This is a genomic window from Marinomonas sp. GJ51-14 (assembly GCF_055808695.1).
Map to the genome: position 1 here is coordinate 2,822,867 of NZ_CM147879.1, position 20,752 is coordinate 2,843,618.

Annotated in this window: 21 protein-coding genes and 1 pseudogene; 13 read left to right on the plus strand and 9 right to left on the minus strand. The window is 39.7% G+C overall.

The window, feature by feature from the left end:
- Window positions 1–2 precede the first annotated feature (2 nt).
- Entirely contained in the window at window positions 3–524 is a 522-nt protein-coding gene (locus AC0L3Y_RS13445; RefSeq protein ID WP_473464507.1) for an SRPBCC family protein, read from the plus strand.
- A 22-nt stretch (window positions 525–546) separates the two neighbouring features.
- Here the strand turns inward: AC0L3Y_RS13445 and AC0L3Y_RS13450 are convergent, their stop codons facing one another.
- Window positions 547–1,599, minus strand: coding sequence for a S1C family serine protease (locus AC0L3Y_RS13450; protein WP_473464511.1), 1,053 nt, complete (start codon window positions 1,597–1,599; stop codon window positions 547–549).
- Between the two features lie 17 nt (window positions 1,600–1,616).
- Here AC0L3Y_RS13450 and AC0L3Y_RS13455 point away from each other — a divergent pair, with 17 nt between their 5' ends.
- Window positions 1,617–2,378 (plus strand): Nif3-like dinuclear metal center hexameric protein, encoded by a 762-nt coding sequence (locus AC0L3Y_RS13455; protein WP_473464516.1) that lies wholly within the window; start codon window positions 1,617–1,619, stop codon window positions 2,376–2,378.
- A 75-nt stretch (window positions 2,379–2,453) separates the two neighbouring features.
- Here the strand turns inward: AC0L3Y_RS13455 and AC0L3Y_RS13460 are convergent, their stop codons facing one another.
- Window positions 2,454–2,903, minus strand: a complete 450-nt coding sequence (locus AC0L3Y_RS13460; protein ID WP_473464521.1) for a ZapG family protein — start codon at window positions 2,901–2,903, stop codon at window positions 2,454–2,456.
- A 129-nt stretch (window positions 2,904–3,032) separates the two neighbouring features.
- Between AC0L3Y_RS13460 and zapE the strand changes: the two are divergent.
- The 5 genes and pseudogenes from zapE (at window position 3,033) to AC0L3Y_RS13485 (ending at window position 6,624) form a co-directional block, all read left to right on the plus strand.
- Window positions 3,033–4,132 (plus strand): annotated as a pseudogene (zapE, locus tag AC0L3Y_RS13465) (cell division protein ZapE).
- 152 nt (window positions 4,133–4,284) lie between these two features.
- A complete protein-coding gene (rplM, locus tag AC0L3Y_RS13470; RefSeq protein ID WP_036159386.1) occupies window positions 4,285–4,713 on the plus strand; it encodes a 50S ribosomal protein L13 in 429 nt (142 codons plus the stop codon).
- Between the two features lie 14 nt (window positions 4,714–4,727).
- On the plus strand, window positions 4,728–5,120 hold the full coding sequence (gene rpsI / locus AC0L3Y_RS13475) for a 30S ribosomal protein S9 (protein ID WP_036159384.1): 393 nt from the start codon (window positions 4,728–4,730) through the stop codon (window positions 5,118–5,120).
- A 407-nt stretch (window positions 5,121–5,527) separates the two neighbouring features.
- Window positions 5,528–6,160, plus strand: coding sequence for a glutathione S-transferase N-terminal domain-containing protein (locus AC0L3Y_RS13480; protein ID WP_473464532.1), 633 nt, complete (start codon window positions 5,528–5,530; stop codon window positions 6,158–6,160).
- Window positions 6,161–6,246: 86 nt separating this feature from the next.
- A complete protein-coding gene (locus AC0L3Y_RS13485; RefSeq protein WP_473464535.1) occupies window positions 6,247–6,624 on the plus strand; it encodes a ClpXP protease specificity-enhancing factor in 378 nt (125 codons plus the stop codon).
- Window positions 6,625–6,706: 82 nt separating this feature from the next.
- Here AC0L3Y_RS13485 and AC0L3Y_RS13490 read toward each other — a convergent pair whose 3' ends face one another.
- From AC0L3Y_RS13490 to AC0L3Y_RS13500, 3 genes are read right to left on the minus strand one after another with little or no spacing between them, the layout of a single operon-like run.
- Entirely contained in the window at window positions 6,707–7,300 is a 594-nt protein-coding gene (locus AC0L3Y_RS13490) for an SIS domain-containing protein (RefSeq protein WP_473464539.1), read from the minus strand.
- A 5-nt stretch (window positions 7,301–7,305) separates the two neighbouring features.
- A complete protein-coding gene (locus AC0L3Y_RS13495; protein WP_473464544.1) occupies window positions 7,306–7,689 on the minus strand; it encodes a YraN family protein in 384 nt (127 codons plus the stop codon).
- Window positions 7,640–9,529, minus strand: a complete 1,890-nt coding sequence (locus tag AC0L3Y_RS13500) for a penicillin-binding protein activator (RefSeq protein WP_473464547.1) — start codon at window positions 9,527–9,529, stop codon at window positions 7,640–7,642. Before AC0L3Y_RS13500 ends, AC0L3Y_RS13495 begins: the two co-directional genes overlap by 50 nt.
- Here AC0L3Y_RS13500 and rsmI point away from each other — a divergent pair, their 5' ends adjacent.
- Together rsmI and AC0L3Y_RS13510 are read left to right on the plus strand one after the other, a co-directional pair.
- A complete protein-coding gene (gene rsmI / locus AC0L3Y_RS13505) occupies window positions 9,530–10,387 on the plus strand; it encodes a 16S rRNA (cytidine(1402)-2'-O)-methyltransferase (RefSeq protein ID WP_473464552.1) in 858 nt (285 codons plus the stop codon).
- A 292-nt stretch (window positions 10,388–10,679) separates the two neighbouring features.
- The gene (locus AC0L3Y_RS13510; RefSeq protein WP_473464557.1) at window positions 10,680–11,174 is read left to right on the plus strand and encodes a Spy/CpxP family protein refolding chaperone; all 495 of its coding nucleotides are present in this window, start codon (window positions 10,680–10,682) and stop codon (window positions 11,172–11,174) included.
- 131 nt (window positions 11,175–11,305) lie between these two features.
- Here AC0L3Y_RS13510 and aroA read toward each other — a convergent pair whose 3' ends face one another.
- Together aroA and AC0L3Y_RS13520 are read right to left on the minus strand one after the other, a co-directional pair.
- A complete protein-coding gene (aroA, locus tag AC0L3Y_RS13515; protein WP_473464561.1) occupies window positions 11,306–12,583 on the minus strand; it encodes a 3-phosphoshikimate 1-carboxyvinyltransferase in 1,278 nt (425 codons plus the stop codon).
- 260 nt (window positions 12,584–12,843) lie between these two features.
- Entirely contained in the window at window positions 12,844–13,353 is a 510-nt protein-coding gene (locus tag AC0L3Y_RS13520) for a YchJ family protein (RefSeq protein ID WP_473464565.1), read from the minus strand.
- A gap of 80 nt (window positions 13,354–13,433) precedes the next feature.
- Here AC0L3Y_RS13520 and sbcB point away from each other — a divergent pair, with 80 nt between their 5' ends.
- The 4 genes from sbcB (at window position 13,434) to pyrC (ending at window position 19,177) form a co-directional block, all read left to right on the plus strand.
- Window positions 13,434–14,888, plus strand: coding sequence for an exodeoxyribonuclease I (gene sbcB / locus AC0L3Y_RS13525; RefSeq protein ID WP_473464568.1), 1,455 nt, complete (start codon window positions 13,434–13,436; stop codon window positions 14,886–14,888).
- 9 nt (window positions 14,889–14,897) lie between these two features.
- Window positions 14,898–15,932 (plus strand): AI-2E family transporter, encoded by a 1,035-nt coding sequence (locus AC0L3Y_RS13530; protein WP_473464571.1) that lies wholly within the window; start codon window positions 14,898–14,900, stop codon window positions 15,930–15,932.
- Between the two features lie 175 nt (window positions 15,933–16,107).
- Window positions 16,108–17,970 (plus strand): DEAD/DEAH box helicase, encoded by a 1,863-nt coding sequence (locus AC0L3Y_RS13535; RefSeq protein ID WP_473464575.1) that lies wholly within the window; start codon window positions 16,108–16,110, stop codon window positions 17,968–17,970.
- 175 nt (window positions 17,971–18,145) lie between these two features.
- Window positions 18,146–19,177 (plus strand): dihydroorotase, encoded by a 1,032-nt coding sequence (gene pyrC, locus AC0L3Y_RS13540; RefSeq protein ID WP_473470630.1) that lies wholly within the window; start codon window positions 18,146–18,148, stop codon window positions 19,175–19,177.
- 324 nt (window positions 19,178–19,501) lie between these two features.
- Here pyrC and csrA read toward each other — a convergent pair whose 3' ends face one another.
- Window positions 19,502–19,687, minus strand: coding sequence for a carbon storage regulator CsrA (csrA, locus tag AC0L3Y_RS13545; protein ID WP_473464578.1), 186 nt, complete (start codon window positions 19,685–19,687; stop codon window positions 19,502–19,504).
- Between the two features lie 132 nt (window positions 19,688–19,819).
- The gene (locus AC0L3Y_RS13550) at window positions 19,820–20,461 is read right to left on the minus strand and encodes a helix-turn-helix domain-containing protein (RefSeq protein WP_473464582.1); all 642 of its coding nucleotides are present in this window, start codon (window positions 20,459–20,461) and stop codon (window positions 19,820–19,822) included.
- Between the last annotated feature and the right edge of the window lie 291 nt (window positions 20,462–20,752).

Consider the following 20,752-nt stretch of genomic DNA (forward strand, 5'->3'; position numbering starts at 1 on the left):
TTGTGAGTAATGCCGCTCATCCAGCAGCTCTTTATCAGTTAAGAAAAGTAACGCGGATTTTAGCTGTTGTTATTTTGACAGTGATCCTTGTTGGTTTTTTCTTACCTACAGATTACCGAGTTGAAAGGAGCATTGTAATAGATGCTCCTAAAAGCGAGATTCAACAAAAAATGTTTCGAGGTGATTATTTACCTGTCTGGATGTTTATTCAGAATGGTCAGGTTGATTCGTTTGACGGAGCTTTGGGTGAGGGTGATGCAGTTGTTTTATCTTATGATAAAACTGTAGAAAAGGGCATGTTATCTTTAGTTGAATTGACTCATCAATCTGTGCTTTTTAATGTTCGTCCTAAGCCAAGGGTGAATCAAGTTCATAATGAGATTTCATTACAATCTAAAGATGGTGGGACAGAAGTTACTTGGATTATTGAGGGTAACCTAAGTGCTGGGTTATTGGGGCCTTATTTAGCTTTACTTGCAAATGATATTGCAGGAGATAATTTTGAAAAAGTTTATTGCAATTAAAAGAATTAATAGAGCTTCAGCCTTAGTAATTAATTCTTTGCATTGCAGGCTGTTTTTCTAAAATGATGTCCGCTTGATAGGACTGTTGCCCGCGAATTCCTAACAATGAGATATTGGTCCCTGGTTTGAGTGATGTGATTAAACGTTTGATCTGAAAGGGGTCTTCACTAGGGTTGTTGTTGATTGTAAGTATTATGTCACCAACTTCTATGCCAGCTTTTTCAGCTGGACTTTCTTTCGTAACCTCATTCACTAATACTCCGTGATTTGTTGGTAAAGATAAATTATCAGCTAAGGATGGCGTTATTTTTTGTGCCTCCATTCCTAAATAGCCTCGTACTACTTCTCCATATTTTATGATGTCTGTCATGACTGCAATAGCATCATTTACTGGTGTTGCAAATCCTATCCCTTGTGAGCCACCGGTGCTTGAGTAAATCGCCGAGCTAATCCCTATTAATTCACCTTTTAAATTCACTAAGGCGCCACCAGAATTGCCTGGATTAATAGCGGCATCTGTTTGTAGGAAGTTTTCATAAGTATTGAGGCCAATGCTATTTCTACCTTTTGCACTGATAATACCGGCTGTAACGGTTTGTCCTATGCCAAAAGGGTTTCCTATAGCAAGAATTCGATCGCCGATGGAAATGCCGTTGCTTTCACCTAGCTTGATATTAGGTAAGTTGGGAAGGTTGATTTTTAAAACAGCAAGATCTGTTGCTGGGTCTGATCCTATGAGTTCAGCTTCAATGCGTCTATCATCATTCAAGGCAATAACGATACTTTGGGCGTTTTGGATTACATGATGGTTAGTTAGAATGAAGCCATCCTTAGTTGCGATAACACCAGAGCCAAGGTTGATGGTATGTGCTGGGCTATTTGAACCATTAATGGTTTTTTTCTGTTTGACTTGAGTGTAAATGTTAACAACTGAGGGGGTGGCGATTTTAACTGGAATTGAGTATCCAGAATCTACCGTTTTTTGCTTTTCTTGTATAAGTAAGGTGGCTAAACCTATACAAGTGCCAGCTAGAATAGAGATAATGACTGTTGTTCCGTAAGTCTTTTGCTTCATAAGGTTAAGGAGTTGTTTTGCTACGCAGTGAATTTGAGTTGTTGCTTAATCAAACATTAAGCCCACATCGTTTTAAAGATTATGCGCCCAATGGTTTGCAGGTGGAAGGAAAAAAAGAAATTAACCGAGTCGTGACAGGTGTCACAGCAAGTCAGGCGTTAATTGACGCTGCTATAGAATATAAAGCTGACGCTATTTTTGTCCATCATGGTTATTTCTGGAAAAACGAAACGCCGCAAATTATTGGTATGAAATATAGGCGCATTGCAGCACTTATTAAAAATGACATTAATTTATATGGCTATCATTTGCCATTGGATGCGCATCCCGTTCTTGGTAATAATGCTGGTTTGGCGAATGGGATTGGCTTAGTGAATCGGCGCGGTTTGCAGTCAGGTGTTTTACTTGAAGAAGCGATAGGCTTGGTGGGTGAATTGAATAAGCCTATGACAGTGAGTGCTTTCCAGAGATTGGTTGAGCGGGTTGTTGGACGTGAAATTCTGTTTGAAAATGTAGATGATAAGGTTATTCATCGAGTAGCTCTTTGTACTGGTGGGGCGCAAGGTTATATAGAGCAAGCTGTTGCTGTGGATGCGGATGTTTTTATAACTGGTGAGGTGTCGGAACAAACCATACATATTGCACGAGAATTGGGGATTCATTTTATTGCTGCAGGCCATCATGCTACGGAACGATTTGGAGCACAGTCGATTGCTAAGTTTTTAGCAGAGAGGCATGGTTTAGATGCTGTGTTTATTGATATAGATAATCCTGCCTAATAAAGTATGCTAGATAGAAAAAATGGACCTTCAGGTCCATTTTTTATTTGATGACTTGTTTCTATTTTAAAGCGATTAAATTGAGCGCTTTGGTTCGAGAGTGTCATCTTTATTATCTAAACCAAAGCTTTCGCTTAGCATTCCAGGTTCTTCACTCGTTTTAAGTGCATAATCCCTTGGTGGCGCAACAGTGTCAGGTGTTTCTGTTGTGTCTGCGTTATTTGCGCTTTTCTCTATGACTACATTACTTAATAGTTTCGAGTTATCTGCAAGGTGATTTCTTAGATTTTCTATACGTTTTTCAATGATTACTAGTTGCTCGTTGCTGTCAGAAAAGAGGTTGTCAATAATAACCTGTTTGTTATCTAACTCTTGTTGTAGTGACTTCATTGTCACCAAGCTTGAGTTGGAGTGAGTCTGTTTGCTTGTTTTTTTAGCATTAAAGCGTTTAAAAGCATAAGAGACAATGCAGCCAGCAATGATGCCAGTAATAAATATAATGATATTAAATTCTTCTAAGTTCATGACTTTCTCCAAAAAACAGTCATTACATTATAGCCGAAACATTGCCTTCGATAATAGCTTGATAGGTGTTGTTTAATGTGCAATTTGCTAGAATATGAATAATTCATTTATTCAAGCAAAAGAGCGACGATGACACCGATTACACGTTATAAGCAAGATTTAACAAGAGATGATTTTAATTATGATCCAGCTCAAGAGGAAGCGGTAGAGGCTCTTCAGGATTTATTTGACCGTTTAGTGGCAAATCAAGGGGATTCATCTCCTGGTGGGTTCTTAAGCAAATTCCGAAAAAAGAAAGCGCCAACTGTGGAAAAAGGACTGTATTTCTGGGGGGAGTGGGTCGAGGCAAGACTTATTTGATGGATACTTTTTTTGACTGCTTACCAACAGATAAAAAAATGCGTTTGCACTTTCATCGATTTATGCAGATGGTTCATCAAGAGTTGCGTAAGTTGAATGATGTAAAAAATCCTTTGGAAATCGTAGGTAAAGAAATTTCATCTAAAGCGCAGGTTTTGTGTTTTGATGAATTTTTTGTTACTGACATTACAGATGCAATGATATTGGCTGGTTTATTGGAAGTCTTGTTTGAAAATGGAACAACCTTAGTTGCGACATCAAATATAGAGCCTGATGGCTTGTATAAAAATGGTTTGCAGCGTGCTCGTTTCTTACCAGCGATTGCTCTTGTAAATAAGCATACTAGGGTTATGAATGTCGACGGTGGTGTGGATTATCGGCTGCGAACATTGAAGCAGGCTAAGCTATATCATTATCCTTTAGGTGAGGCTGCAGATAGTCAACTTCATGAGCGCTTTATGAGCTTGATCTCTGATGCTTCTCATATTGTTGAAGGTGGGGTAGTCGAGATAGAGGGACGAGGAATACCGCTAATTCGTAGTTGTGAGGATTTAGCATGGTTTGATATTAAAGCCTTGTGTGATGGTCCAAGGAGTCAGGTGGATTACATTGAAATAGCACGTTTCTATTCAACTGTTATTATTTCAAATCTACCGCAAATGGATTCATCAAGAGATGATCTTGCTCGACGTTTTATCAACTTGGTGGATGAGTTTTATGACCGCCATGTGAAAGTTATTTTCTCGGCTGAAGTGGCTATCCCTGACATCTATACAGGAACGCGACTCAGCTTTGAATATGATCGAACTGTCAGTCGTTTACTTGAAATGCAATCTGAGGAGTATTTATCTTTAGAACACCGACCATAAGAGTATTTCAGCTTTCTTCTTATTAGGTGTTGTTGTATACTTCGCTCGCCTTTTTAAAGGTAAGTGCACGTTTATTAAGTATCTGATATTTAATAAACCAATAATAATAGGTATAGCGTGTCATTGAACACGCGTATTGAAAGGGTTTTTTGATGAAAACTTTTACAGCTAAACCTGCTGAAGTACGCCGCGACTGGTTCGTGGTTGATGCTGAAGGCAAAACTCTAGGCCGCTTGGCTACTGAAATTGCTCGCCGTTTACGTGGTAAGCATAAAGCTGAATATACTCCTCACGTTGATACTGGCGATTACATCGTTGTTGTTAATGCAGAGAAAGTTCATGTTACTGGTAACAAAGCAGCTGCGAAACAATACTACCGCCACACTGGTTATCCAGGCGGCTTGCGCTCTATGAATTTCGAGAAGCTGATTGATCATGCTCCTGAGCGTGTTCTTGAACTTGCCGTTAAAGGTATGTTGCCAAAAGGTCCTTTGGGCCGTGCAATGCACAAGAAAATGAAAGTGTACGCTGGTACCGAGCATCCACATGCTGCTCAACAGCCTCAAGAACTTAACATTTAATACGGAAGATCATTATGTCAGCTACTCAATACTACGGTACAGGTCGTCGTAAAACGTCTACCGCTCGTGTGTTCCTTAAAGCAGGTTCTGGTAACCTAGTTATCAATAACCGTACACTTTCTCAGTACTTTGGTCGTGAAACAGCTCAGATGGTTGTTCGTCAGCCTCTTGAGCTTGTTGATGCTACTGAAAAATTTGACGTTTACATCACTGTTAAAGGTGGTGGTATCTCTGGTCAAGCTGGTGCGATCCGTCATGGTATCACACGTGCATTGATGCAATATGATGAGACTCTACGTCGTACTCTACGTTCTGCAGGTTTCGTTACTCGAGATTCTCGTGAAGTTGAACGTAAGAAAGTTGGTCTACGCAAAGCACGTCGTCGTCCTCAGTTCTCTAAACGTTAATATTCGTTTTGGAGTTACTATTAAACGCTTGGTTTGTTTGCCAAGCGTTTTTTTTGCTTGAAATAAAGCTTATTGCTACTTTCATTGCAACAAAATGATTTTTCTAAGAAAAATTATTTAAAAATGATGTTAGAATAACGGTCTCTTAGAAGTTCATGGCTTCTTTGGTGTTGTTTTTGATTTACCTCGCTTTATTGGGTGACCTGTCTGATCTGAATAGATAGGTTGTATATATCCATGGACAAAGTTGAAGCCTTTTATGTAAAAGGTGTGCGGTGATTCATATTTATGCCATGAAAGAATTTTTGGCGTTGAAATGCTGGTTTAGTATTCTATCGTTTCAAGGTTATATTATAGTTTGTCCTCATAAATAGAGGGCGTTGATGTTTTCAATATAGGGGTTAGACATGGGTGTTATTGCAAAGCGCTCCTCAATGACGTTCTTCTCTGATGGAGAGGATCATTACAGTCACCGAGTTCGTATTGTATTGGCTGAGAAGGCCGTCACAGTGGACATCATAGATGTAGACCCGTTTAACAAGCCAGCTGAATTGGCAGATGTTAATCCATACAACGAATTGCCAGCATTGGTTGATCGTGACTTAGTTCTTTATGAGCCAAATGTTATGATGGAGTACTTGGATGAGCGCTTTCCGCATCCACCACTTTTGCCAGTATATCCAGTTGCTCGAGCAGAGAGTCGTTTGTTCATGTATCGCATACAGCGTGACTGGGCAAAACTAGTTGATCTTATTCTAACGAGTAAGGATAAAGAGGCGGTTGCTCAAGCGCAAAAAGAACTTCGTGAAGGTTTGATTAATGTTTCTCCTATTTTTGAGGAAAAACCTTACTTTATGAGTGATGACTTCACTATTGTTGATTGCTGTTTAGCTCCAATTTTATGGCGTTTGCCTGCATTAGGTGTGGATGTTCCTAAAGAGCAAGCAGCGGCTCTACATAAATATATGGATCTAGTGTTTTCTCGTGAATCTTTCCAAGAAAGTCTTTCGGAAGCTGAACAAGAAATGCGTTTAGATTAAACTGAAGAAAATACTTTATTTTTTATCAGTATCAAAAGAGGAGCTTATGGCTCCTTTTTTTTACAAAATATTAAGTGGGAGATGAAATGTTACCAAAACGATCTTATTTATTGAATGCAGCATATGCATGGGTTGCTGATAATGATATGACGCCTTATCTTTTAGTGGATGCTGAACAGGCTGATGTGGTTATTCCTACTGAATTTGTTAAAGATGGGCAAATAGTGTTAAACGTCAGTATGTCTGCTGTACGTCATTTGATTATGGATCAAGAGGCTGTGTCTTTTGAGGCGCGCTTTGGTGGTAAACCTATGCAGGTTTACGTACCAATGAGAGCGGCGCTCGCTTTATATGCCAAAGAAAATGGTGATGGTTTTGTATTTCCTGAAGAGGAGTTTTTTGACGAACCGACACCAACGCCGCCAGAACCTAAAAAAGGCTTTCAACTTAAAGTTGTAAAATAGGGAAGCTGTACTTAGATATAAAAAGACCCCCCAAATATTGGTTGTCTAATTATTGGGGGTTCTTTTTTATAAATAAGTTTCTTTAGTCCTCGTAACCAAACAGTTGGCGCTCAAGTAAATCTACTAAGGTGTGAATGACCGTCATTTGGCATTCATGGACTCTTGCTGTACCAAGAAGGTTTACTTTAATTTCTGTATCATCTTGAGAGGTTAGAGATGAGACGTTTTTTGCTTCAGGGCTAGTTAGAGCAACAATATTCATTTTGCGTTCGTGGGCTGCTTGAATAGCTTGAATGATCGAGGATGTATTTCCTCGATTGGCAATGACAAACAGAATATCACCTTGATTTCCTAGTGCTGTAATTTGTTTTGAAAATACATCGTGATAGCTGTCATTGTTGGTTATTGCCAATAACGCAGCGCCATCCCCACTTAAATTGATTGCTGGAAGGCCTGGTCGTTCTCTGTCCATTTTATCTAGCATTAAAGTGCTAAAATATTGAGATAGGTGAGAGCCTGTGCTGTTCCCTATGCAAATTATCTTTCCGCCTGAGGCGATGCTTGAAAAAATGACTTTAGCTGCATGCTCTATGTAAGGAGGTAAGCTTTCCAGTGCTTGTTGTTGAGCTTCAAAACTCTGGGCAAATTGTGTGTAAATTGCTTCTTGAAAATCCATAGTGATTAAAATACTGCTTTAAGCCAAGTTAAATGTTGTTTATCTATTTCTTTATCAAATAGTACCGCATCGAAGCGACTGGCATTGCTTAGTTTGTTGTTCTTTTGTAACCATAATGCGGCACTATTTCGTACTTTTTTGAGTTTGGAGTGTCCTAGGCTTTCAGCCGCACTACCATGTGCAGCATTTTTACGAAAACGAACTTCTACAAAAACATAGGTTTCTTTATCGAGAAAAATTAAATCAATTTCCCCTAAGCGGCAGAAAAAATTTCTTTCAATTAGGTGTAGGCCTTGACTGACTAGAAAGTCTTCTGCCTCTTGTTCTGCTTTTTCGCCACTATTCTTCGGTGTTTTCCTTTTGTTGAAAAAATTGATTACTTGTTGCATATACCAAATTCCCTTTTCGGTAAGTCATGATTTCAGGTCTTTTATGAAAAATTCCGTTTTCATCTATTGTGATAATGCCAGTGTTTGCTGAAATCCGTGAATTTGGTAGTAAGGTGAAGAGTGGATATTTATTTGCTAGTAAATAGGCGTCCGCTCCAAGTGCTTGTAATCGGCGTAAAATATTTGAACTTTGCTTTTTAGATAGGACATCAAGAGTTCTGCTTTTTGGTGTTAAGGCAGAAATTTCAGTAAAAATTATACGCTCAATATCACTTGGGTTTGTTGATTTTTCTGGGGCACTGTCATTAAGTGTACTACTTGCAAGCATTGGGATTTTTTCAGCAAAGTAAAAGTCTAATAATGGCCGAATTTGTTTCGCATCAGTTAGTTTGCCAATGTAATAAACATAGTCAAGATCCTCACGTGATCGTGCAATGCTTTCTACCTTTGTCCCAGTCCATTGTTCAACTAGCTTTTTACGAGCATAGCTTTCATTTACTAAGAGTAGTTTCTGTATCGCATCTTGTCTGCCTCTTGGGGTGTTGGCATAGGCTTGGTTTGATGTGATGTTTACATTTTCTTTTTCGGCTGCCGCGCGGAATTCGTCGCTTTGTTTTAACGCCCATGTATCTTGAGTGCTTAAGATAGCAGCATTAATGGCACCTCTTTGTTTTGCGAAATTAATTAGTTCATGAATTTCATCTTCTGCATTCAGTGAGAAGTGATAAAGATTTTTAGGATGCTGGTTAATATCAAGCTGATTTAAAGCGATAACAGGGTAAGGTAGGTCTAAGTGACTAATTTGAGCAACGTTATTTTTTTGTAGAGGGCCAATAATAATATCTGGTTGCTTTTCGTTGGCAGCATTGAGGGCGCCTTCGATATCAGTATAGTCGTCAATATTGATAACGTACACGTGTGGTCTAGCTTCTTTTTGATTGTAAAAATTTGCAAAGAAGCCATCGATGATTGCTTGAGAGGCACGACCTAAATTACCGTTCATTGGTAACATTAACGCAATTTTTTGTGGCGCCATTTCCCCAAGAGATGCCATGATTTGGAAATCTTGCGGTGGTGAAAGTGCCGCAGGGTGATCTGGGTTTTCTTGCTGCCAGCGCTTAAACGAAATCAATTGTTGTTCAATAGAGAGAGATTGATCTCTTAAAATATCACTTATAATTAACCAGCCATTTAGTAGTGGTCTGTTTTGCTGATAAAACTCATCTTCTTCATTTTGCGTTAGGTTCTGAACGGCTAACCATAGTTTTGACTGATTTTCTTCACCTTGGTCAAGTGGCAAGCTGTATGTCAAATCCATTCGGATATCAACAACTTCTGGCCAATTGCCAAAGTGCTCAAGTACTGTTGCTCTGGTTTCTTTAATTGCGTTCTGATTGTCAGGATGACGAGCAACTGAAAGCAGTTCTGCTTCTTTTAAATAAAGAAAAGACTCATTGGTTTTATCTAAATTTGAAGCAGCGAGAGCAGCAAGTAAATATGCTTCTAATTGAATGGGGGATGACGAATATAATACGTTACTTTCTAGCCTATCAATAGCTTGTTGATAGTCACCTTGCTCGTAAAGAGCAAGAGCAAGTTTATAAACTATTCCAGCTTCCTCAGATAAAGTCGGTTTTTTATACGGGTGGTATATACTTTCGAGGGCTGTTTTTCCTTGTGAATCCTCTTTGTTTGAGTTTTGTGCCGTGGTTTGGGGTTGATCCACATTTAAATTCATGGAATTACAAGCACTCAGCAGAAATGTACAAAGAGTTAATGATATGATGCGGTAATTGATTAGGCTCATAAGCTTATATAAATGACAAATAAAAGAGGTCACATGGTACCACATAGTTCTGAGGATGTGAGAGGGTCGCTGTACATAGTTGCGACACCAATAGGTAATTTAGACGATTTTAGTAGAAGGGCTGAGCAAACTTTACGTGAAGTTGATTATATAGCCGCAGAAGACACTCGACATACCCGCCGTTTATTGAATCATTTTGGCATTGAAGCTAGGCTTTTCTCTATTCATGATCATAATGAAAAAGACAAAGTAGACTATGTTGCAACCTTATTAGATGAAGGCAAAAGTGTTGCTTTAGTATCAGATGCAGGTACTCCTTTAATCTCAGATCCAGGTTATCATGTGGTGCATGCGTTACGAGATAAAGGTCATAAAGTGCTACCGATTCCGGGGGCTTGTGCCTTAATTTCTGCTTTGTGCGCCTCGGGTTTGCCCACCGATCAGTTTTTCTTTGCGGGTTTTGTTCCTGCAAAATCCAAAGGCCGTTGTGATTTATTTGAATCGTGGAAAAAGCAAACTGGGACGGTTGTCTTCTATGAATCTACTCATCGCGTTTATGATTCCATAGCAGATGTTCAAAAAGTTTATGGTGATGATGCTCAGCTTGTACTGGCACGAGAAGTAACTAAAACTTTTGAAACCTTTTTGACAGGCACTGCGACAGAGATTTTGGCTATGTTCGATGCAGATGCTAACCAGTTACGCGGTGAGTTTGTTGTGATGTTAAGTTTTACTCAAGTGAGTGGTAATGAAACCGAGCTAGAGGTAAGACGTATTTTGTCGATATTGTTAGAAGACTTACCGGTTAAGCAGGCTGCTGCAATGGCGGCTAAATTAACTGGTGAGAAGAAAAACTATCTTTATAAAATGGCACTGGAAATGCAGAGCTAATAACAATTTGAAATGAGTCATGAATATCTGCTGAAAAGTTTCCGTAATGATTCGATCATAAATCTGCAATGTTATTTGTTTTGACTGAGAAGCGGCTTCAACGAATCATGGCTAATTATCAATACTGATAAGTTATGAGTTCAACATAAATAAGTGCTGTTTTCTGACAGGCTTATGACACCCTTTAACCTTGATTCCTTTCTCTTTAGAACTGTTTGACATAGAAAAAGACATAATGATTGTCATTGAAAGCAAACAAATTCAAAGCAAATGAATCAAAAGAGGAGTGTTTATGTTGGATCGTAAAAAAGCAGGAATGTTTAGTGTTCTTGCTCTTAGTACGGCTATTATAACGGGGATTACAGTAAATGCTTTTGCAGATGATGGGGCGGTATTAACTGGCAGTAAACAGGCAGAAAAAACATCGCAAACATCTTCTGATGTTCCTGCTATGAAAACGCCAAGCCATGCTCAGCTTGTCGATCGTCTGACACAAGAGCTTAATTTGAATGATAAAACGCGCGATAAAGTGTCTGATTTATTTGAAAAAGACGGTGAAGAAATTCGTGATATTCAAGAGCAGCTATATAATACACAAATGAAATTAAGCAGCCTGTCACCAAGCTCAAAAGACTACTTGAAAAAAGTAAATGTATTGGCCAGAAAAAGCGGTGATCTTACAACAGATCTAACCATAGCGTACGCTGAAAACCGTGCAGAATTGTATGGACTGTTAACGCCAGCACAAATTTCTCAGTTAGAAGTCGTAGATAAGCCACAGCAGTAATATCAACTTTAGTAAGCCTATAAATGAGAGTCTTGCCTCCAGTCGTTAAATGTTGGGGCTTTTTTTGGTCAAAATGCCTTGCTCTAGTGGTACTAGAGGCAAGGCGATTAGTTTTAATATTTGAAAAAAAATCAGCTTGAGACTGTTTTGAATAGTTCAAAATAGGTCGGGAAGGTTTTCGAAGTACAACCTGGATCGTTGATCGTCACTGGTGTGTCAGAAAATGCGACTAAGGAAAAGCACATGGCAATTCGATGATCATTGTAAGTATCGATTGCTGCATGTTGAAGTTTTTCGACTGGCGTTACCTTGATGAAGTCTTCACCTTCAATGACATCCGCGCCGAGTTTTTTCAGCTCTGTAGCCATGGCGTATAAACGATCCGTTTCTTTTACGCGCCAATTATAGATATTACGAATTGTGGTTGGGCCTTTGGCGAAAAGGGCGGTAGTTGCTATCGTCATAGCGGCATCTGGGATGTGATTCATGTCTAAGTCTACGCCATTTAGTTCGTTGTGCTCGGCTTGAATCCACGTCGGGCCGTAGGTGATCTTCGCACCCATTTTAGCCAATACATCGGCAAACTTAACGTCTCCTTGTACACTGTCTGTTCCCACGCCATGAACCTTGATTTTTCCACCAGCAATGGCAGCAGCGGCAAGGAAATAAGACGCAGAAGACGCGTCGCCTTCCACCATGATTTCGCCTGGGCTTTGGTAGGTCTGTTGACCTTTTACAACGAAGGCTTGGTAATTTTGATTTTCTACCTCAACACCAAACTGTTTCATAGCATGAAGCGTGATATCTATGTATGGCTTAGAAACTAACTCGCCATCCACTTTGATTGTTAGATCTGCTTTGGCTAATGGTGCGCTCATTAGAATAGCGGTTAAGAATTGGCTTGAGATGTTGCCTTTGATGGATACTTCACCACCAGATAGACCGTTTGCCTTAATGCAAAGAGGAGGGTAGTTTTTTTCACCTTCGTAAGTAATGTCTACACCTAAGTTTTGTAGTGCATCAACAAGATCGCCAATTGGGCGTTCGTGCATGCGTGGTTCACCGTGTAGATGAAACTCACCTTTGCCTAGACAAAGTGCAGCAGTGAGAGGGCGCATTGCTGTCCCAGCGTTGCCCAGGAATAAATCGCCAAATTTAGCCTGAATTGGGCCGCTTAAACCTTCTAAAATACAGGTCGTTCCTTGATCTTCTAATGTGTAAGAAACGCCTAGCTTTGTAAGGCTCTCTAACATGTAACGAATGTCATCACTGTCGAGCAGGTTAGTAATTCTTGTAGTACCCTTTGCTAAAGTGGCAAGTAAAAGGATACGGTTTGAAAGGCTTTTTGAACCTGGGATTTGGATTTCACCTTCTGCTTTTGAAAGTGGTCCTAATGTAATTGAATTCATTGTTTAGTCCATCACAGTAGTTTTTGTTTGTTGTAGGCGTTGTGCTGCGGTTAGATATTACTCAAAAATAGATTCGTCTGAAAAATATGTCCGTTTGTAAGTGGTCGCGTCACTCTGTGAGAGGTCGGTCTTGAATGTAGACTAGTATACATTCGATAAAGTGCTATGTCAGTTATCAGTCGGTTTAATAGGGTTGAAAAATGAGGGTGGTAAATGGGGGGGATGTGTGGTTTCTTTCATTGGAAAGAAATGTTGTGCAGTTAATTAACTGCACAACATTTTTTAAATTTTTTGCCAGATCCGCATGAGCATGGATCGTTACGTCCTATTTTCATCTCTTCAGAGTTAACCAGTGGTGTGTTTTTTTGTACTTCATGCTCACCTGAAATATAAAACCACTGTCCTTTGGTCTTCTTGAATATAGAGCGCTCACTTAAGCGGCCAATGTGCTTGCCTTCTTTAAAGTGGGCTGAAAATGCAACAACCCCTTGCTTGTCTTTTTCTAGGCCTTCTTCAACTGTGTCGATTTCTAGTTTGATCCACTTCGTATGTTCATTGCTGTCTTTAATATCCGCAGCGGTCTGCTTTGGCTCGTCTTTTATTTTCTGAGTCGCTGCAATGTAATCAAAGTCACCAATGGCAAAAGCGGTATAACGGGAACGCATTAATACTTCAGCAGTAGGTGCAGTGCCAGGGTTGTTATGATACATGCCGCAACACATCTCATAAGGGGTTCCTGTTCCGCAGGGACAATTTACCGGGATTGGCATAGATAAACTCCTCTCATCGCCAAATACACACCAAGATGCGTATAATACGTTTTTTATTTAATGGCTAACAGGAATTATTTGTGACTTCATCGGGCCCTACTTCATTTTTTTGGTTTGACTTTGAAACAACCGGAACGGACCCCGCGCGTGATCGTCCTATGCAATTTGCAGGTATTAGAACGGACTTGGACTTTAATCCTATCGGCGAACCTACTATGTTCTATTGTCGTTTGGCTGAAGACGTTTTACCTCAGCCTGATGCGTGTTTATTAACAGGTATTAGTCCGCAAGATGCCAATAGAGAAGGGCTGTGCGAAGCCGAGTTTATGCAAGCCGTAGAGGCTGAGTTATCTTTACCTGGCACCTGTGCATTGGGTTACAACACCATTCGTTTCGATGATGAAGTTGTGCGTCACGGTTTTTATCGTAACTTTATTGATCCGTACGCACGTGAATGGCAAAACAACTGTTCTCGTTGGGATATGATTGATCTTGTGCGAATGACGTACGCTATGCGTCCAGAGGGTATTGTTTGGCCAAAAGGTGAAGATGGTCAGGTTTCAATGAAGCTCGAAGCCTTAACTAAGGCTAACAATATCGCTCATGAACAAGCGCATGACGCTTTATCTGATGTGTATGGAACAATTGAAATTGCCAAATTAATACGCAGTAAACAACCAAAATTGTTTAGCTATTATTTGAAGATGCGTCAAAAACATGAGTTGCAACAATTTATTGATGTGGCTCGTTTGAAGCCTTTTTTGCATATTTCAGGGATGTTTGGACAAGCTAAGCATTATTCGGCATTTGTTGTGCCCATTGCACCACATCCGACAAATAAAAATGGTGTCATCGTTTACGACTTAATGGCGGATGCGCAACCGTTAGTTGATTTGAGCGTGGAGGAGATTCGCCATCGAGTTTTTACTCGGCAAGACGAATTGGGGGGCTTAGACCGATTACCATTGAAAGTTATCCATTACAATAAGTCACCAGCGGTAGCGCCCGCAACTTTTCTTAAAGATGCGGATGTAGTGAAACGCCTAGAGTTGGATGGTGCCAAATGCCGTCATAATCTTGCCATTATTAAAGCGCAAACTGGGTTGGCTGAAAAACTTAGTAGCGTATTTATGCAAGAAGATCGCCCGATATTAAAAGATCCTGATCTTATGTTGTACTTTGGTGGTTTCTTCTCTCGCGAGGACAAGATGAGGATGGAAACGATCCGCTCTACACCTATTGAAGCGCTCTCTGAATTGGCCATGTCATTTGATGATCGTCGTTTACCTGAAATGTTGATGCGTTATATTGGCCGTAATTATCCAGATCAATTAAGCGAGCAGCAGCGCATTGAATGGGAAGAATATCGACAAGTTCGTTTACTTGAAAAGGATGGTGGTGGTTCCATCAATATGGAACAATATTTTGACCGATTAAATGAGATTGCTCAAACCCCAGATTTACCTGCTGCAAAACAGGTCATGTTGCAGGATTTAGCTGATTATGCACAAAGTATTTATCCAATAGCATTATAAGGAAAAGACATGAATGAACAGCATAAAGGAACCCATTGGCTCGTTGGCTTTGCAGCGTTCATAGTTATTATTGCCGGCTTAAAAGCTGCGTCTCAAATTGTCGTTCCTTTTATGTTATCTGTGTTTATTGCCATCATTTGCGCGCCCGCTATGTCGAGCTTACGTAGACGTAAAGTGCCAACTTGGTTGGCTATTATATTAGTGGTATTTTTAATATTGATAGGGGTGAGCTCTGTTGCTTTGTTGGTGGGAGCTTCTTTAGATAGCTTTTCCAGTCAATTACCAAATTATAAATTGCGTTTTGCTGATGAAATGTCTGGTTTTGTAGAAATCATTAATAGCTTTGGTTTGCACATATCTTACGATCAGATAAAAGGCTATGTCGATCCCTCAGCATTAATGCAAATGGTGGCTAATGCATTGCGAGGAATTGGTAGTGCGTTAACGAATCTTATTTTGGTTGTCATGATAGTAATTTTTATTTTGTTTGAGGCCGTTGAGCTACCTAAGAAACTCTCTCTAGCATTCAGTGACGCTTCACAATCACTGGGACGATTTGAATCTTTTATTAAATCAGTAAATCGTTATCTAGTAATAAAAACCTTGGTGAGTATTTTAACTGGAGTCTTGATTACCTGTTGGATGTGGGTGTTGGGTGTTGATTTTCCAATACTATGGGGTGTTTGTGCTTTTCTATTGAATTTTGTACCGAACATAGGGTCGATAATTGCTGCGGTTCCTGCTGTATTGTTGGCATTTGTCCAGTTAGGTGGGCTTTCTGCAGGTTTGACAGCATTGGGTTTTTTAGTTGTTAACCTTATTGTGGGAAATGTGATTGAACCTCGTTATATGGGGAAAGGGCTAGGGCTTTCAACTTTGGTGGTATTTCTTTCCTTATTGTTATGGGGGTGGGTCTTTGGTCCAGTGGGAATGTTACTTTCGATACCTCTTACTATCATCATGAAGTTGGCTTTTGAGGCGAATCCTAAAATGCACTGGTTAGCCGTTATGATTGATTCTGAAAGCGATGATTCAAAACGCTAATTTCTTTCTGAATTGAAACTTAATAGTCAATCTTATTTTTAATCTGTCTGGCTTTTTTTCTTTTTTCGCCTATACTTCGCCATCGGATTTTCGTCCGAAGAATTCTAAGGAATTTTATTAAGGCATGTAAATGATTACAGGCCTTATACTCATTTAAAAAAAGGTACTAATTTACATGTCCGATGCTGAAACTCAGCCTACATTTGATTCGTTGGGTCTAATCGCCCCTGTTCTTAAAGCGGTTGCTGACTTAGGTTACGAGCAACCATCTGCTATCCAAGCGCAAAGTATTCCATATTTATTAGAAGGTCGTGACCTTTTGGGACAAGCGCAAACGGGTACTGGTAAGACGGGAGCGTTCGCGCTTCCTTTGTTGTCTCGCATTGATATTACAGATAAAACGACACAATTACTTGTTCTGGCTCCAACTCGTGAACTTGCTATTCAGGTCGCTGAAGCATTTCAATCTTATGCTCGCCATCTTCCAGACTTCCATGTTTTACCAATTTACGGCGGTATGTCATATGACACTCAACTTCGTCAGCTAAAGCGTGGCGTTCAAGTTGTTGTTGGTACACCTGGTCGTGTTATGGACCATATTCGTCGTAAAACATTAAAGCTAGACGGCCTTAAGGCATTAGTTCTTGATGAAGCTGATGAAATGCTACGTATGGGATTCATCGACGACGTCGAGTGGGTCCTAGAGCAAACTCCTCCAACTCGTCAGATTGCTTTGTTCTCTGCGACAATGCCTAATGTGATTCGTCAAGTGGCTAACCGTCATTTGAATAATCCAAAAGAAGTTAAAATCGTTACAAAAACTTCTACTGCAATGACCATTACTCAGAAGTACTGGCCAGTAAGTGGTCTACATAAACTAGACGCTTTGACTCGTATTCTTGAAATGAACGAACATGATGGCATGATTATCTTTGTTCGTACTAAAGCGGCAACAGTCGAATTAGCTGAAAAGTTAACTGCTCGTGGTCATGCTTGTGAGGCCTTAAATGGTGACATCAGCCAAAATTTACGTGAACGTACTGTTGATCGTATTAAGAAGGGTCAAATTGACATTCTCGTAGCGACTGACGTTGTGGCGCGTGGTTTGGATGTAGAGCGTGTAAGTCACGTTGTTAACTACGATATTCCATATGATACAGAATCTTATGTTCACCGTATTGGTCGTACTGGTCGTGCTGGTCGTTCAGGTACAGCAATTCTTTTTGTTGCTCATCGTGAGCGTCGTATGTTGCAAGCGATTGAGCGTGCAACACGTCAGCCAATTGAAAGTATGACGCTTCCAACTGCTTCAGATATTAATGCTCATCGTATTAATCGCTTTAAGCAAAGTATTACAGATGCAATGGATAATGAAGATCTTGATTTCTTCCTAGAGCTTGTTCAAAGCTATCAGAAAGATAATGACGTTGATCCATTAAAAATGGCAGCGGCTTTGGCTCATATGGCTCAAGGTAAAACACCATTATTATTATCTGAGATGGAAGTTCGCCAAGAACGCAGAGAGCGTCGTGATGAGCGTGAAAACTCTCGTGGCGATCGTGGAGATCGTGCTCCACGCGAACGTAAAGTTCGTCCAGTAACTGCTGAAGCTATGCCTTTGAAAGATGATCCAAGCACGTCTATGACGCGTTATGTTGTCCAAGTAGGTTACAGTGCAGGTGTTAAACCTGGAAATATTGTTGGCGCGATTGCAAATGAAGCGGAAATCGAAAGCCGTTACATCGGTCATATCGAAATTTATGAAGATTTTGCAACAGTTGATTTACCAACTAACTTGGAAGCAGGTGTGTTGGGTAAATTAAGTAAAACACGTATTTGTGGGCAGCGTACTGATATCGCTAAACTAGAAAATGCAGACGAATTGAATAAGCGTGCAGCAGCACCTTCGACTCGTAAGCGTCCTTCTGGTGGTGATCGTCGTCCATCAAATGGCGGAGAGCGTAAGCGTTCTGCTGGTGGTCGTGGAGATAATAATCGCGGCGATCGTCGCCCAAGAGCACCACGTAAAGACAGTTAATCTGCTTTGCTAGTTTTTGATCTAAAAAGAGCCGGATTTCTAACAGAAATTCGGTTTTTTTATGTCTATGTGTTTTAGGCTTCGGAAGGCTAGGAGCTTGTTTTACTCTGCTACTTTTTATTAGATTCTGTTAATATGATTTTGCTTTTTCCCCTCTAAACCAAAAAGGCCAATGATGAACGAAATTACTATAATCAAGCCAGATGATTGGCACTTACATTTTCGTGATCAAGACATGTTGCTTGAGACGGTTCCTGCAACAGCTCGTTGTTTTGAGCGCGCTGTTGTGATGCCTAACTTGGTTCCGCCAGTGACAACTGCCGAGTTAGCATTGAGCTATAAAGAACGAATTTTAGCAGCACGTCCTACAGGTAGTACTTTTACCCCTATTATGACGATTTATCTGACTGATAAAACCAGTGTTCAAAACATTATCGATGCGAAGGCTGCAGGTGTGCTTGCTGCCAAAATGTATCCAGCTGGTGCGACAACAAATTCTGATTCAGGCGTGAACTCACTTGAGTCTCTTTATCCTGTGTTTGAAGCTTTAGCTGATAACGATATGCTTCTTTTGATCCATGGCGAAGTAACACAGAAACATGTTGATATTTTTGATCGTGAAAAAGAATTTATTGATCAGCATATGGTGAAAATTGTCGAGCGTGTTCCAAATTTAAAAATCGTGTTTGAGCATATTACAACAAAGGATGCCGCTGACTTTGTATTAGCTGCTCGTGAAGGGGTTGCTGCAACGATCACACCACAACATTTATTATTAAACCGTAATGACATGTTAGATGGCGGTATTCGCCCACATAATTATTGTTTACCAGTTTTGAAGCGTAGTACTCACCAAGAGGCATTACGTGCAGTGGTTAAGTCGGGTTCATCGAGGTTCTTTCTCGGAACCGACTCTGCACCGCATGTTAAGCATCGTAAGGAGTCCGACTGTGGTTGTGCTGGTTGTTACAGTGCTTGGTCTGCTTTGGAGTTGTACACGCAAGTCTTTGATGAACTAGGCGCGTTAGACAAGCTAGAGGGGTTTGCTAGCCTTTACGGTGCTGATTTCTACGGTTTACCTCGTAATACAGAAACGGTGACTTTGGTGCGAGAAACTTGGGAAGTGCCAACAAGTATTAGGTTACCAAGTGGTGAGCCTATTGTGCCATTTTTTGCAGGAAAAGAGGTTACTTGGAAACTCCTGTAAATATTGAATAATAAAATTATATATTAAAGCCGGATTTTGCTACATAAAAGTTAATCCGTTTTTTTTTTGCAAATTTTAACGAGTGATATTGGTAGAGGTTAGGCTTTTTAAAAGCTGGATAAGAGATATCCTAGAGGGCATATTTTACTTAGAAGTAATAACTAATATGGCTTCTGTAAATATATAAGTAGGGATTAAGCCGAGCTTGCTAAATTAAAGCGAATTCGGCTTATTGGCATTCATTTGATTAATCAAAATATTGTTATTCATAAGTGTGGCGGGAAAGGTTCTACTCTTGATTAGCAAGTCTCGCCGAGAGGTGTACTAACTTGACGTTAATTCTGCCGCTTCGGCTTTAATGCGATTGTAAATTTCTTCACGATGTACGCTAACACCTTCAGGAGCTTGTATACCTATACGTACTTGGTTACTTTTAATGTCCAATATTGTGATTTCCGTATCATCCCCAATATTAATTTTCTCTCCTGTACGTCGAGTAATGACTAGCATAATTCCGTCCTTTGGTTATTAGTAGACAATAAATACAACTTAAATTGTTAATTTTGTCAACATTTTAGTTATGTGTATTATTTTTTTATGTAAAGGCTAAAGGTAGTACGCAAGTGAGCTTTTGTAAATACCCTATAATAGAACTCTTGCTTCTTTAACTCTTCCTATAATAGAAAAATCAGATGTCATCTCGATGGGGCGGTAATTAGGGTTTAAAGAAGTAAGGTAAGTGAGATTTACATCTATGACTAACTTTTTGAAGGCGATTTCATTGTTTGTTTTAAGTTGTACGACAACCATATCACCATTTTTTACGGTTTGTTGAGGTTCAACAAGTATTAAATGGCCTTCAGAAATACTTATACCTGAAGTAGATATCATACTGTCTCCTGATACAGTGAGCCAAAATGCATCCTTTGATGTTCCTGATGAAACTTCCAGATATTCTTTTTGCTTATGTAATTTATAAACTTCAGTTAAGTCAATATTTCGAGTATCTCTGATGACGGGGCGCTGGTTGATAATATTCTGATGTATGGTGTGATTGAGGTACTCTGAGGCGTTTTCTCTGATGGTACAAATTGTTCCGAATTGTAGCCATTCAGGATCGCAATTAAGTGTCCTGGAAAGATTTAGAAGCTTCCTTGGGTTTTGAGTCTTTCCGTCTTCAATTTTTTGTAAGGACTGTTGCGAGATGCCAACACGTCTTGCTAGCTCAGCTTGAGTTAGGCCTAATTTAATCCTTCTTTCTTTAACTCGATAAGCAATAGTCATAGTTCGATAATTACAACTTTATATGTATCTGACAAACAATAAAAACTGTTATAAATACAATAAAAATTGTTATTAAGTCACAATAAAAATTGTTAATAGATCGGTTTGTTTTACCTTGTATAAAGATTTTCCAGTAGTAAGTATCGCTAGTGTGCTTGCATGTCTGTAAAGATGTTCTTTGTGGGTGATATTTAGTGATTGAATATTAGACAATAATACGTGATGTGTATTTTTGTGCTTATTTTTTGTCGTATTTGATAAATTCTTTACGAAAAGTTACTAGTCAAAAAA

Bases quoted from the DNA above. Each gene is read 5' to 3' on its own strand.
- rsmI (WP_473464552.1), top strand. From the start codon at position 9,530: ATGGTACCACATAGTTCTGAGGATGTGAGAGGGTCGCTGTACATAGTT.
- AC0L3Y_RS13550 (WP_473464582.1), bottom strand. From the start codon at position 20,461: ATGACTATTGCTTATCGAGTTAAAGAAAGAAGGATTAAATTAGGCCTA.
- AC0L3Y_RS13530 (WP_473464571.1), top strand. From the start codon at position 14,898: ATGAATGAACAGCATAAAGGAACCCATTGGCTCGTTGGCTTTGCAGCG.
- AC0L3Y_RS13480 (WP_473464532.1), top strand. From the start codon at position 5,528: ATGGGTGTTATTGCAAAGCGCTCCTCAATGACGTTCTTCTCTGATGGA.
- AC0L3Y_RS13490 (WP_473464539.1), bottom strand. From the start codon at position 7,300: ATGGATTTTCAAGAAGCAATTTACACACAATTTGCCCAGAGTTTTGAA.
- aroA (WP_473464561.1), bottom strand. From the start codon at position 12,583: ATGAATTCAATTACATTAGGACCACTTTCAAAAGCAGAAGGTGAAATC.
- AC0L3Y_RS13495 (WP_473464544.1), bottom strand. From the start codon at position 7,689: ATGCAACAAGTAATCAATTTTTTCAACAAAAGGAAAACACCGAAGAAT.
- rplM (WP_036159386.1), top strand. From the start codon at position 4,285: ATGAAAACTTTTACAGCTAAACCTGCTGAAGTACGCCGCGACTGGTTC.
- AC0L3Y_RS13485 (WP_473464535.1), top strand. From the start codon at position 6,247: ATGTTACCAAAACGATCTTATTTATTGAATGCAGCATATGCATGGGTT.
- rpsI (WP_036159384.1), top strand. From the start codon at position 4,728: ATGTCAGCTACTCAATACTACGGTACAGGTCGTCGTAAAACGTCTACC.
- AC0L3Y_RS13450 (WP_473464511.1), bottom strand. From the start codon at position 1,599: ATGAAGCAAAAGACTTACGGAACAACAGTCATTATCTCTATTCTAGCT.
- AC0L3Y_RS13520 (WP_473464565.1), bottom strand. From the start codon at position 13,353: ATGCCAATCCCGGTAAATTGTCCCTGCGGAACAGGAACCCCTTATGAG.
- AC0L3Y_RS13510 (WP_473464557.1), top strand. From the start codon at position 10,680: ATGTTGGATCGTAAAAAAGCAGGAATGTTTAGTGTTCTTGCTCTTAGT.
- AC0L3Y_RS13460 (WP_473464521.1), bottom strand. From the start codon at position 2,903: ATGAACTTAGAAGAATTTAATATCATTATATTTATTACTGGCATCATT.
- csrA (WP_473464578.1), bottom strand. From the start codon at position 19,687: ATGCTAGTCATTACTCGACGTACAGGAGAGAAAATTAATATTGGGGAT.
- pyrC (WP_473470630.1), top strand. From the start codon at position 18,146: ATGAACGAAATTACTATAATCAAGCCAGATGATTGGCACTTACATTTT.
- AC0L3Y_RS13535 (WP_473464575.1), top strand. From the start codon at position 16,108: ATGTCCGATGCTGAAACTCAGCCTACATTTGATTCGTTGGGTCTAATC.